The following is a 12,943-nucleotide window of genomic DNA, read 5'->3' as shown; positions in this document are numbered from 1 at the left end:
CAGGAGGCGTCTGTTTAATGTCAATTAAAGAAACCTATATGTTTACATTTATGAAAGAAGAGAATAATGTGCTGGATTTTCATTTGAATGACGGTCATGCACATGCGAAAATATTCATTCTTGAAGAAGATATAATTCGGATTTTGCTGACGGAGGGAGAAGCGTTAACGCTTGAAAAAACGTGGAGTGTCGCGCCTGGACAGATCGATGTGCCATGGGAGGGACGCCATCGTTTAGACATGAGCGGATTTACATTGCCTCAATACGAATTCCAGCAAGTCAAAGATGTTTTTATCGTGAAAACCGGCAAGGTCAAGCTTCATGTTCAATTGAACGGCTTTAGGATCAGCTGGTTTTATCACAATGGTTCTGAATGGATCAATGTTGCAAACGATCGGCAAACACAAGGGTATAATTTTGAAGGGGCTTTTGGAAAGGGCGTGTACCATTATTTACAACGCGATGTCCAGGAACAATATTTTGGATTTGGCGAGAAAACGGGAAACGTCGATAAACACGGGAAACGCTACCGGATGTTAAATATCGACGCGATGGGGTACGACGCAGAGCGGTCAGATCCGCTATACAAACATATCCCATTCTATATTACACGTCATAAGAAAACAGGCATCTCCTATGGAATGTTCTATGATAATCTATCAGCTTCCATTTTTGATATGGGTTCAGAGCTTGATAACTATCATGGACTGTACCGCTATTATCAGGCCGAAAAGGGGGATTTAGACTACTACTTCATAGCCGGTCCGAAAATAAAAGATGTAGTCGAAACATTCTCTTGGCTGACAGGCAAAACGATCTTGCCGCCAAAATGGAGCCTGGGCTATTCAGGCTCTACGATGAGCTATACCGATGCTCCAAATGCACAAGAACAATTAAAAAATTTCGTTCGTCTTTGTGAAGAACATGATATGTTATGCGATTCGTTTCAGTTATCGTCAGGATACACATCTATCGGTGATAAACGTTATGTCTTTAACTGGGATGAGATCAAAATTCCTGCTCCAAAAGAGATGGTGCAACACTTCCATGAGAAGGGCGTCCGTTTATGCGCCAACATTAAACCGTGTTTGCTAAAGGATCATCCGTACTTTGATGAACTACAAGAAAAAGACATGTTCATTGTAAACAGAGAAACACAAAAACCGGAAATGGCCCAATTTTGGGATGATATCGGAGCTTATTTAGACTTCACGAAGCGCCAAACGTTCGACTGGTGGAAGGCTCAAGTAACAGAAAAGCTGTTGGAATACGGAATTGATTCAACTTGGAACGATAATAACGAATTTGAAATATGGAGTCAAAATGCCAAGTGTCACGGCTTCGGCAAAGAAGTGGAATTTGAACTGATCCGAGCGCTTCACCCGCTTTTGATGATGAAAGCGTCTTTCGAGGCGCAGCTAGAATACAACCCGGAATTACGCCCGTACCTGATCTCAAGATCCGGCTGTCCCGGCATGCACCGTTATGCACAAACTTGGACCGGTGACAACCGAACAAGCTGGAAAACATTAAAATTTAATATTAAAACTGGCATCGGTTTAAGTTTATCAGGCATTTACAATTTCGGCCATGATGTCGGCGGATTTTCAGGACTGGCCCCTGAACCGGAGCTATTCGTAAGATGGGTGCAAAACGGTATCATGCATCCGAGATTTACCATTCATTCGTGGAACGATGACGGGACAGTTAATGAACCATGGATGTTTCCAGAAACAATCGATGAAATCCGTGAACTCATTAAGTTTAGACATAAGATCATCCCTTACATTTACACCGCGCTATATGAGGCGCACGAACATTATCAGCCGATCATTCGACCGACATTTTATGATTTTGAACATGATGAGAAAACATTTGAAGAGAACGATGAATTTATACTTGGTGAATCTTTGCTCGTTGCATCTGTCGTCGAAAAAGGAATGACGGAGCGGGAAGTATATTTACCGAACCATGAAAAAGGCTGGTATGATTTCCATACGGGAACATGGTATGAAGGAGGGAAGACAGTCGTTCTGCCGGCACCATTACATTATACTCCGCTATTAGCGAAAGCGGGAGCGATCGTTCCGGTAAATGATGCAAAAGTGACATTCCAAACAAAGAACCAAGATGAAAGAGGATTTTTGTTATTCCCATTCAAAGGAAAAGGAAAATCGACTTATCGTTTGTATGAAGATGATGGGTTAACAAATGAATATACTCATACATTTGCCTTTATACATGTCGATATGGAGACAACAGAAGACGGGATCAAACTTTCAATACAAAAGGAAGGAACATACGAGTTATCGTATGATCAACTCACTTTTCACGTACCAAATGGAGAAAAGAGAAAACTGATCGTAAATGGCACAGAACTGGAAAGCAAAAACGGAGCGTTTTCTTACAGTTTGCCGTGTGATTAAAAGATTAAGGCCACATGATGAAGATGTTTCCATTAATTCGAGCAGGAATCTTTGTCCGCGGTTACATCCCGGCCAGCTGAATTTTGTCATCGAGCACGATACATGAATCATGATCATGAAAATTTTATGTAAGCGGATACTAATCGGCAAATTCTTTGAAAAAAATCGTTCCAATATATTGTTATTTCATGCGAAATGATGATATCGAATGTTAAATAATAAGAGGGAAGAGGATGGGGGAACCATGCAAATGACGTTTCGATGGTATGGAGACAGCGACCCGGTCACATTAGAGTATATTCGCCAAATTCCCGGCGTTACTGGAATTGTTTCGGCCATTTATGATATTCCTGTAGGGGAAGCATGGCCTTATGAGAAAATTGTAGAGTTAAAAGAAAAAATTGAAAATCATGGTTTATCGTTAAGTGTCATTGAAAGTGTACCTGTCCATGAAGATATTAAATTAGGTCTTCCGACAAGAGATCAATATATTGAAAACTATAAAACGACGATACGCAACTTGGCAAAAGCCGGTGTTAAAATCGTTTGTTATAATTTCATGCCGGTCTTTGACTGGACCCGTTCTTCTTTAGACTATGCACTAGAAGACGGTTCTACAGCATTAATTTATGAAGAAGAAAAAGTTAGACAAATGAATCCATTACATGGTGAACTAAAACTTCCCGGTTGGGACACAAGCTATGAAGATGGACAGCTAAAGAATCTTTTTCAACAATATCAGCACATGACGGAAGAGGATTTATGGGAAAATCTTTCGTATTTTATTAAAGCGGTTATACCGGCGGCAGAAAATGAACAAGTCAAAATGGCGATTCACCCGGATGATCCGCCATGGCCTATCTTTGGACTGCCTCGAATCATAACGAACAAAGAGAATTTGGAGCGATTGATTCATCTCTATGACAGCTCCTTTAACGGTTTGTGTTTATGCAGCGGGTCACTGGGTGTGAAGTCAACAAATGATATTCCGGAATTGATTCGTTATTTCGGAAAAAAAGGAAAAGTTAACTTTGTGCACCTGAGAAACATTAAGATCATCGGGGAAAAGTCATTTCAAGAATCCTCCCACCGTTCAGAAGACGGTTCTTTAGATATGTATGAAATCGTAAGAGCATTAAGAGATATAGATTTTGCCGGACCAGCCAGACCGGATCATGGAAGGATGATTTGGGGAGAGACCGGAAAACCGGGTTATGGTTTATATGACCGGGCGCTTGGTGCAGTGTATTTAAATGGAATGTGGGAAACATTGACGAAAGAAAAGAAGCGGATAGCCTTAGAATGCAATAAATGAACAAGCACTAACTAAAATGCAGAGACGAGGGATAAATGTGCAGATTCCTTTTCATGTCAACTTGAAAGATAAGGTGGCTGTAGTGACAGGTGGAAGCGGCATCTTATGCAGCGGTTTCGCTAAAGCATTAGCTCAATGCGGTGCAAAAGTAGCAGTAGTCAGCCGAAGAGCTGAATCGGCAGACAGAGTAGCGAGAGATATCCAAGAAAACGGAGGCGAAGCACTTGCCGTTACAGCAAACGTCCTTGATAAACAAAGCCTTGAACAAGCGAAACAACTCATTAACAGAACATTCGGCAGATGCAATATCCTCATTAACGGAGCAGGCGGCAATCATCCAATGGGAACAACAGATAAAGAATATTTATATAAAAAAGACTTGAATACTAAAGAATTGACTACGTTTTTTGATTTAGAAATAGAGGGTGTAAGGTCTGTATTGGATTTAAACTTTCTTGGTACACTGTTAACCACTCAAGTATTTGCAAAAGACATGGCTGATCACGACGGAAATGTGATCGTTAACATCTCATCCATGAACGCCTATACGCCGCTGACGAAAATTCCCGCCTACAGCGGTGCAAAAGCGGCCGTCAGTAACTTTACACAATGGCTTGCTGTGCATATGTCAAAAGTCGGAATTCGTGTCAATGCCATTGCCCCAGGCTTTTTTCTTACCGCCCAAAATAGGAGCCTATTGCTCAATGAAGACGGAACATATACGGAGCGAGCACAAAAAATTATCAACCAGACGCCGTTGGATAGATTTGGGGTTCCGGAAGATCTAATCGGAACGTTATTATGGTTGGTAAGCGATAAAGCCTCGCGATTTGTCACTGGAACCATCATACCGGTCGATGGAGGATTCTCCGCCTATTCTGGAGTATAACTAACGGGGTTAGCTCCAAAAAGCTGATTTTCAACACTGATAAAAATCCCAATTTCTCTGTGTCACATTGAGAAATTGGGATTTATTATTTCAACTTTTCCGTTTTACAAACAAGAAGATAAACAACATTTTTGTATGATCTGCCATGCTGGAAACAGGAGGTTTTCTGCTGCTACGTAATACAAAACCATCGCAAATAATATGCATTGTTTTGTGATGGTTTGACAACAGTGTTATAACTGTTTATATTGTATATATACAGTTATAACGAATAGAGGGATGTCATGCTTTGAATATCATCATTTCAAATTCATCTGATGAACCGATTTATTTGCAGATCGTCAACCAATTAAAAGATCAAATCGTCAAGGGAGAACTCTCAGAGTCAGAGGCGCTCCCGTCGATCAGAAACCTGGCCAAAGAGCTTAAAATCAGCGTAATTACAACAAAAAGAGCCTATGACGAGCTGGAGAGAGAAGGGTTTATCGTCACAGTCGCGGGAAAGGGCTCGTATGTCGCAGCCATTAACAAGGACATGCTGCGGGAAACAAAAGTCAAATTAATCGAAGAACACATAGCAGAAGCCGTTACTGAAGCGAAACAAATCGGCTTTACATACGAAGAACTCCAAGAGATGCTCAAACTGGTTTATGAGGAGTGGTAAAAGTGACCAGCATACTGGAATTAAAGAATGTAACAAAACACTATCAAGATTTCTCTTTAAAAAACATCAACTTCTCGCTTGAGAAAGGTTATATTATGGGTTTTATCGGCCCGAACGGAGCCGGAAAAAGCACGACCATCAAGCTGATCATGAACCTGATCAAAAAAGACGAAGGGAACATCAGCATTTTCGGTCTCGACAATGAAAAACACAATATCGAAATCAAGCAGAGAATCGGCTTTGTATACGATGAAAATCATTTTTACGAAGAACTGACACCAAACGAAATGAAAGGAATCATCAGACCGTTTTACAAAAAGTGGGACGAAGCTGTTTTTCAGCGGTACGCAAAAGACTTCCAGCTCCCTTTAAACAAACAGATCAAAAACTTGTCAAAAGGGATGAAGATGAAATTCTCATTGGCGGTCGCGCTTTCCCATCATGCCGAATTATTGATCATGGATGAACCGACATCAGGACTGGATCCGCTTGTCAGGTCCGAGCTCCTCGACGTGCTGCAAACATTGCTGCAGGACGAGAACAAGTCGATTTTCTTTTCGACGCATATTACCTCTGATTTAGAAAAAGTAGCGGACTATATTACTTTCATTCATAACGGCCGGCTCGTGCTGAGCAAGACAAAGGATGAGCTGTTGGAGGAGTACTGCATTGTGAAAGGAGACCTCGATACGCTGCGCAAAGGGAACGAAGACGCCTTAATCGGCATCAAGAAAAACCGCTATGGTTTTGAAGCGCTCTCCAGAGATAAGCGGGAAGTCGTTCAGCATTTCGGGGATTCCGTCATGATAGAAAAACCCACTTTGGAAGATATTTTGGTATTTTCAACCGGCAGGAGTGATCATCGTGTATCATCTAATTAAAAAAGATATTTTAATGCAGAAAAGGGCAATGAAGCTATCGCTGTTATTGATGATTTTTTTCACTTTTACATTGTCGCAGCTTGAGCTTGTCGGATATACGGTCGCTGTATTGGCTGTCACGTACCAGCTGGCATTAGGCGCAAGCTCCTTGGAAGACAAAAACAACAGTGACAAAATCCTGATCAGCTTGCCTATTAAAAGAAACATCATCGTATTATCGAAATATGTATCGGTTTATGTCTATGCGGCTTATGCCATTCTCTTCTATTCTTTGATCAATGCGGTCGGACATTTGCTGCACTTGCCGCTTGATTTCCCATTGACATTTTCAGGAGCGATGGGTGCTGTTGTGGCTGTCACTTTATTTAGCTCGATCTCATTTCCGCTGATTTTTAAGTACGGCTATTTGAAGTCCAAAATGGCGAATATCCTCATATTTTTCTTCATTATTTTTGGAGGAACAGCCTTTTTTAAATTTATAGACGCGGACGAGAACCTTGCATTGAGCCAAAAATTAACGGCTTTTCTGAGCGGAATGTCAAATGCGGGTACATTCATCCTTTTGGTTGGTGTACTGCTCGTGATGATCTCCGTTTCATACGCGATATCGCTCAGCTTTTATAATAAAAGAGAATTTTAATGTTTAAGGATCGGCGGGAGCAGCACCGTTGATCCTTTTTCCGTTGCTCAGAACCGTGCGGCTGTTTTCATTCTGCCGTCTGCTTTTCTCTTTCCCCTCACTATCATCTATTATAAAAAATTCCTATAAAAGAAAAATTTCCGAGTTGATTAAAAGCATTTTTTCCGGAAGTTTCGGTAAAAAACGAAACTTTTGGCCCTTTTATTTCACTGTATAATGTAAACGGTTACGTATATAGTATACTTATACTAACATTTCTTTTAAGTGAAACTGACGGGAAGGATAGAAAAACAGGTGAGAGAGATATGAATACGAGGCAAAAAGACATTCTGAATCTGTTGTTATCTGAACCTGATGACTATTTAGTCGTACAAGATTTCGCAGACAGGGTAAAGTGTTCTGAAAAAACGATCAGAAATGATCTGAAAACGATTGAAGACTATCTCAATCAGCATTCTGATGCTCAATTAATTCGCAAACCGGGATTGGGCGTTTATTTGAATATTGAAGATCAAGAAAGAGTCCGTTTAAGCCGGCAATTATATACCGAACATCACGCCGCACAGCAGCTACCCGATGAAGAAAGAATGCTGCAAATCGCTTATCAGCTATTAATGAATCCAAAGCCGGTTTCTGCAAAAGAAATGGCTGCCGAGCATTTCTTGAATAAGTCTTCCATCAAAAGGGATTTGAATAAAATTGACGTTTGGCTGAAGCGGTTTGGCCTCACACTGGTATCCAAGCAGCGCCTCGGTTTAAAGATCGAAGGAAGTGAAAAAAATAAGAGAAAAGCGCTGGCGCGCATCTCGGAGTTGATTGACAACCCGGAGTTTACAAGCCGATTTATTAAAAGTAAATTTTTAAGCCATGAAGTGGAATTTGTTAAAAGTGAGATCAGATCATTGCAAAGGCGGCATTCTTTATATTTCACTGATGAAACGTTCGAAAATTTACTGTTGCATACATTGCTGATGATCCGCCGCATCAAAATGAAACAGCCGATCACCATTTCGCCGGGGGAAATCGATGCAGTCAAAAAGAAAAAAGAATTTCAGTGGACGTTTGCCTGTTTAAAACGGCTGGAAGCTGTTTTTGCGATCCGCTTTCCTGAAGAAGAGGCCGTCTATTTAACATTGCATATATTAGGCGGAAAAGTTCGCTACCCATTTGGAAAAGAAGGGGACAGCGGACTGGAAAACCCTTTGCTTCCAAAGGTTGTCGAATATTTAATCAATCGCGTATCAGAGTTGAAAATGATGGATTTCCGCGAGGACCGGGTTTTGATCAATGGATTGAAAGTTCACCTTAATACCGTTTTAAACCGGCTGAGCTATGACCTTTCCGTATCAAATCCGATGCTCAATGATATCAAAAAAATGTACCCTTATCTGTTTCATATTGTCATTGATGCTCTTGAAGACATCAACCAAACGTTTTCACTTTCGATTCCCGAGGAAGAAGCCGCCTATCTGACATTGCATTTCCAAGCGGCGATCGAGCGCTTCAGCTATGGAAAAGACAAGCATAAAAAAGCGATCATCGTTTGTCATATGGGCATCGGAATGTCACAGCTGCTGCGGACAAAAATCGAACGGAAATTCCACCAAATTGCCGTGATGGACTGCATCGCGAAAGCAGATTTGGCGGACTATACTGCAAGATATAAAGATATCGAGCTTGTCATATCAACGGTCAGCCTGGAGGATTTATCAATTCCTCATATTGTTGTATCACCGCTGCTCGAGTCGGCTGATGAGAAAAAGCTCAGCGACTTTATGGATCAGCTCGGTGAATCGACCCGCCAAAAACAAAAAACGTTTAAAGTGCTGAACGACACGACTCCTTTTCTCGTTTTCTTGCAGCAAGAGTCAGAACACCGCTACAAGCTGATTGAACAGCTGGCAATCGCTTTATACGAGAAAGGCTATGTGGAAAAAGAATATGCCGTACACGCCGTCTTGAGAGAGAAAATGTCGGCGACAAACATCGGAGCGGGCATCGCGATTCCCCACGCGAACGCCAAATTGATTAAACAATCAGCCATTGCGATCGCCACATTAAAGGAGCCGCTTGACTGGGGCTCTGAAAAAGTATCGCTCGTCTTTATGCTGGCTGTCAAACATGAGGATCAAAACATGACAAAACAATTGTTCCAAGAGCTGTCCAGCTTAAGCGAGCAGCCGGCCTTCATCCAAAAGCTGACGAAAGAAACAAATGTGATGAAGTTCTTATCTTATTTGGATTATTAAAAGCGGGGCGCTGACCTTTATCAAAATTCAATTAGAAGGCCTTTATCACTTCATTTCCACCGTGCCGCCCAACTGAAAAAACATCATATCTTTTTCTAAAGGTAGGGTTTCCTAATGAATTATGATGAAGCACAACATCTACATATTAGTTACAATAAAAAGGGATTAGATCTTGAAGCGGTAGGATTAAAACGCCTAGATATCGATGTGTGGGACGTGTATTTTAACTTTCAGGATCATGGGATAGATGAGCCACCTTTGAGTTTTTCAAAAATCGATCCATTCGGTTGCAATATACTTTCAATAACAAGCAAAGATTTAAAGATTAATGAGGCTACTCAATACTTCGAACTTTGGATTAAACATGAGTTATATAAAGATCTCTAATTTATAGCTCCCCACTGAAAAAGAAGTGGAGTTTTATAGTGCAAGTAGACCGTTGAGAAAGAATAAACACATTAGCAATAGGGAAAGGAGCATTCCAAAAAATGAAACACAATCATTAGGATGATGATATAATCAATAGAAAGGGATGGACGAATTGGATAATCAAGTTTTGCAAGCGATCTACGAAATGCAAAAGGAAATGAAAGAAGACTTCAAAAGCGTAAACGAGCGGTTAGATACAATCAACAAAACATTAACACGCATAGAGGAAAACGATCCTGAAAAAGTCATATCCATGCTTAAACTAATCAATAAGAAACATTGAACGTGATCATAGATACAACGACAAGAAGTTCTCTGAGCTTGAAAGAAGGATTCATGAGTTAGAGGAACGATTAAATAATTATTCTGTATTATAAAAAGAAATGATGAAATCTGTTTCAGCATCAACGAATATATCGTCTATTTCGGCGTCCTTTATAATCTTTTGAAATATTTGTCCAGAGCCATGAATTAGTGAGGAGTAGATTTCTTTCTAATTCAACAGGTTTGGACACTTTTTTATTTCTCCAATAGGATGATTAATTTTTCACAATGAAACGAGCTGAATACTGGTTGATGAAGAGCATAGAAATTGTTACTTTTTTTGTCTAGTTTCTGTATAACAAGCAAAAGCTGAAAAAGAGAAAGAAAAGGTGTCCTGATGGATGTCTTTTTATTTTGAATTTGAAGGTGAAAAACATTGCGGACACCGGAAAAAGAGTCTGCCGAGATGGTACGAAAAAAGCAGGCCGCCCATCTGCTTAGTCTGTCTTAGCTTTCTTCCATCTACTCTTAATAATCACCATAAACAAAATGTGAATCAATACAACGATGATATTATACTTAGGGTCAATTTTTACAAAGACGGTATTAAGAGTCATCACTAGAACCATGAGAATTGTTGCGATCCACCATATAAACTCATACTTTTTATCATTCTGATCTTTGCTCTTTTTACGTTTAACCAGGTCAAAATGCAAACAAGCAGCCACAAAAACCACTAAAACAATTGTTGTCACAGGGAAAGAAAAGTTTGATTTTATGTTATACATTATAACTGCCCCTAAAGCCCCGAATATAAAACTAATAAGTAATCTCATCATTGATATCATACCTTTCTTAATTTTTTATTAAATCATAATCAGAGCTTTCGGGCACTAGGAATGAGATATTTTTTAAAGAAGCATCCCCATTTCATCAATACCATCAGATATTTTCTTTTCACTGGGGTTTTCTTCGAATACCCTCATCAAAATAACCTTCATAAAGAGGATGTCCTATGTTTACACCCCCTCGACAAATTTCAGCTCCCTATTGCAATACGGCACATTTTTTTCAAATTCAGTCCCATATGTTTTTACAAGTCGCCGCTCACTGCAGTCCTGCTTTAAAAAAACCGATTTTTCCGGAGCCTGCGGTAAAAAACAACGCTTTTACACGCACGTTTTTATTATAAAGTAATGACAAGAGCTGCTCACTACTTTAGTTTCAGAAGGAGGATTCGCATGAAACTGTTAGCGATTACATCATGTCCAAACGGCATTGCCCATACGTATATGGCTGCGGAAAATTTGCAAAAAGCGGCCGATCGAATGGGCGTTCAAATGAAAGTCGAAACACAAGGCGGCATCGGGGTGGAAAATGAGCTGACCGAGCAGGAAATCCGCGAGGCTGACGCGATTATTATAGCCGCAGACCGCTCGGTCAACAAAGACCGTTTTATCGGAAAAAAACTTCTGGCTGTCGGTGTTCAGGAAGGCATCCGAAAACCGGAAGAATTAATACAAAAAGCGATCGGCGGCGATATACCTGTCTATCGTTCGGCTGTGAAAACGGAAGCCTCCGCTCAAACGGAGAAAAAGCAAAATCCGATTTACAGGCATTTAATGAACGGTGTATCGTTTATGGTTCCTTTCATTGTCGTCGGCGGATTATTGATTGCGGTCGCATTGACGCTTGGAGGCGAAAAGACGCCGAAAGGGTTAGTGATCCCTGATGATTCTTTTTGGAAAACGATTGAGCAAATCGGGGCAGCCTCATTCTCATTCATGATCCCGATTTTAGCCGGTTACATCGCCTACAGTATCGCCGATAAACCGGGGCTTGTGCCGGGAATGATCGGCGGATACATCGCAGCGACGGGAAGCTTTTACGGCAGCGGGAGCGGTGCAGGGTTCCTCGGCGGCATTATCGCGGGCTTTCTAGCCGGATATGCGGCGCTGGCCATCAAAAAATTAAAAGTGCCAAAAGCCATACAGCCGATCATGCCGATCATCGTCATACCGGTGGTTTCCTCGCTCATTGTAGGCTTGGCGTTCGTATTGCTGATCGGCGCGCCTGTCGCGCAAATCTTTGAATCATTGACGGTTTGGCTGGCTGGTATGCAGGGCTCAAGCTCGATTCTGCTGGCATTAATTTTAGGGGCGATGATCTCATTTGATATGGGCGGCCCCGTCAATAAAGTGGCATTCTTGTTTGGCTCGGCCATGATCGGTGAAGGCAACTATGAAATTATGGGACCGATCGCCGTCGCCATTTGTATTCCTCCGATCGGGCTTGGAATCGCAACGTTTTTAGGGAAAAGAAAATTTCAGGCGCAAGAAAGAGAAATGGGAAAAGCAGCATTTACAATGGGATTATTCGGCATTACTGAAGGCGCCATCCCGTTTGCTGCACAGGATCCGCTCCGCGTCATACCAAGTATTATGGCGGGTTCAATGACAGGTTCCGTGATCGCCATGATCGGTAATGTAGGGGACAGAGTCGCCCACGGCGGACCGATCGTAGCGGTGCTTGGCGCTGTCGATCATGTGTTGATGTTCTTTATCGCTGTTATTGCCGGATCCCTGGTTACCTCTCTTTTGGTCAATGTGCTCAAAAAAGAGGTCACAGCTGCACCCGCAGGGATAAGTGAAGCTGCTGCAGGGAACGACATTCCCCAACCGAACATCGAAATCGAAGCGGAAAGCAAAAAAATCGAAAAGCCGGAAATTACAAAGCTCACAGACATCATCGATACAGATTTGATCGAACCTCATTTGTCAGGAGATACGAGAGACGACATTATTGATGAAATGATCCAAAAATTGTCCCGGAAAGGCGTACTGCATTCAGAAAGCGAATTTAAACAAGCTATCATCAATCGCGAACTTGAGGGTACAACGGCGATCGGTATGAATATCGCGATCCCGCACGGGAAGTCTGATGCCGTCAAGAAGCCGAGTGTAGCATTCGGCATTAAACGTTCGGGCGTAGACTGGAGGAGTCTTGACGGAACTGACGCCAAACTGATTTTTATGATCGCCGTCCCGAAAGAAAGCGGAGGAAACGAGCATCTGAAGCTTCTGCAAATGCTCTCCAGAAAACTGATGGATGACACCTACCGGGACAAGCTTCTCTCTGCCCAAACAAAAGAAGAAGCATACAAACTTCTGGATGAAATCATCTAAA

11 protein-coding genes are annotated in these 12,943 nt (G+C 41.5%); 10 read left to right on the top strand and 1 reads right to left on the bottom strand.

The genetic code is table 11. The annotated features are described in order from the left end of the window. Positions 1-17 precede the first annotated feature (17 nt). The 9 genes from MKY62_RS10455 (at position 18) to MKY62_RS10415 (ending at position 9,776) form a co-directional block, all read left to right on the top strand. The gene (locus tag MKY62_RS10455) at positions 18-2,426 is read left to right on the top strand and encodes a glycoside hydrolase family 31 protein (protein WP_003182402.1); all 2,409 of its coding nucleotides are present in this window, start codon (positions 18-20) and stop codon (positions 2,424-2,426) included. A gap of 244 nt (positions 2,427-2,670) precedes the next feature. Then, positions 2,671-3,741 (top strand): mannonate dehydratase, encoded by a 1,071-nt coding sequence (uxuA, locus tag MKY62_RS10450; protein ID WP_003182399.1) that lies wholly within the window; start codon positions 2,671-2,673, stop codon positions 3,739-3,741. A gap of 37 nt (positions 3,742-3,778) precedes the next feature. Beyond that, positions 3,779-4,630 carry an SDR family oxidoreductase gene (locus MKY62_RS10445; protein ID WP_009328139.1) on the top strand — a complete coding sequence of 284 codons (852 nt, stop codon included), beginning with the start codon at positions 3,779-3,781 and terminating at the stop codon, positions 4,628-4,630. A 289-nt stretch (positions 4,631-4,919) separates the two neighbouring features. Further along, a complete protein-coding gene (locus MKY62_RS10440; RefSeq protein WP_003182395.1) occupies positions 4,920-5,294 on the top strand; it encodes a GntR family transcriptional regulator in 375 nt (124 codons plus the stop codon). A gap of 11 nt (positions 5,295-5,305) precedes the next feature. Next, positions 5,306-6,175, top strand: coding sequence for an ABC transporter ATP-binding protein (locus tag MKY62_RS10435; protein WP_196757926.1), 870 nt, complete (start codon positions 5,306-5,308; stop codon positions 6,173-6,175). Next, positions 6,159-6,815 (top strand): ABC-2 transporter permease, encoded by a 657-nt coding sequence (locus MKY62_RS10430; protein WP_003182390.1) that lies wholly within the window; start codon positions 6,159-6,161, stop codon positions 6,813-6,815. Before MKY62_RS10435 ends, MKY62_RS10430 begins: the two co-directional genes overlap by 17 nt. 305 nt (positions 6,816-7,120) lie before the next feature. Further along, entirely contained in the window at positions 7,121-9,064 is a 1,944-nt protein-coding gene (locus tag MKY62_RS10425) for a BglG family transcription antiterminator (protein ID WP_003182388.1), read from the top strand. A gap of 114 nt (positions 9,065-9,178) precedes the next feature. Next, positions 9,179-9,451: a DUF3986 family protein gene (locus MKY62_RS10420; protein ID WP_003182387.1), complete on the top strand. Its 273-nt coding sequence runs from the start codon at positions 9,179-9,181 to the stop codon at positions 9,449-9,451. Between the two features lie 145 nt (positions 9,452-9,596). Continuing rightward, positions 9,597-9,776, top strand: coding sequence for a hypothetical protein (locus tag MKY62_RS10415; protein ID WP_003182385.1), 180 nt, complete (start codon positions 9,597-9,599; stop codon positions 9,774-9,776). A gap of 478 nt (positions 9,777-10,254) precedes the next feature. On the opposite strand, the gene MKY62_RS10410 is transcribed toward MKY62_RS10415, so the two are convergent. Then, on the bottom strand, positions 10,255-10,545 hold the full coding sequence (locus MKY62_RS10410; protein ID WP_016885426.1) for a hypothetical protein: 291 nt from the start codon (positions 10,543-10,545) through the stop codon (positions 10,255-10,257). A 453-nt stretch (positions 10,546-10,998) separates the two neighbouring features. On the opposite strand from MKY62_RS10410, the gene MKY62_RS10405 reads away from it, so the two are divergent. Next, a complete protein-coding gene (locus tag MKY62_RS10405; protein WP_003182381.1) occupies positions 10,999-12,942 on the top strand; it encodes a PTS fructose transporter subunit IIABC in 1,944 nt (647 codons plus the stop codon). The last annotated feature ends 1 nt before the right edge of the window (position 12,943 follow it).

The sequence above is a fragment of the Bacillus sp. FSL R7-0646 genome (assembly GCF_037969865.1).
Lineage (GTDB): Bacteria > Bacillota > Bacilli > Bacillales > Bacillaceae > Bacillus > Bacillus licheniformis.
Note: the sequence above shows the minus strand (reverse complement) of the source record. Positions and strands in the feature narration are given on the sequence as shown.

What these genes read in the sequence shown, in the direction of transcription:
- MKY62_RS10410 (WP_016885426.1), bottom strand. Translation starts at nt 10,545, where the DNA reads ATGTATAACATAAAATCAAACTTTTCTTTCCCTGTGACAACAATTGTT.
- uxuA (WP_003182399.1), top strand. Translation starts at nt 2,671, where the DNA reads ATGCAAATGACGTTTCGATGGTATGGAGACAGCGACCCGGTCACATTA.
- MKY62_RS10455 (WP_003182402.1), top strand. Translation starts at nt 18, where the DNA reads ATGTCAATTAAAGAAACCTATATGTTTACATTTATGAAAGAAGAGAAT.
- MKY62_RS10425 (WP_003182388.1), top strand. Translation starts at nt 7,121, where the DNA reads ATGAATACGAGGCAAAAAGACATTCTGAATCTGTTGTTATCTGAACCT.
- MKY62_RS10420 (WP_003182387.1), top strand. Translation starts at nt 9,179, where the DNA reads ATGAATTATGATGAAGCACAACATCTACATATTAGTTACAATAAAAAG.
- MKY62_RS10405 (WP_003182381.1), top strand. Translation starts at nt 10,999, where the DNA reads ATGAAACTGTTAGCGATTACATCATGTCCAAACGGCATTGCCCATACG.
- MKY62_RS10415 (WP_003182385.1), top strand. Translation starts at nt 9,597, where the DNA reads ATGGACGAATTGGATAATCAAGTTTTGCAAGCGATCTACGAAATGCAA.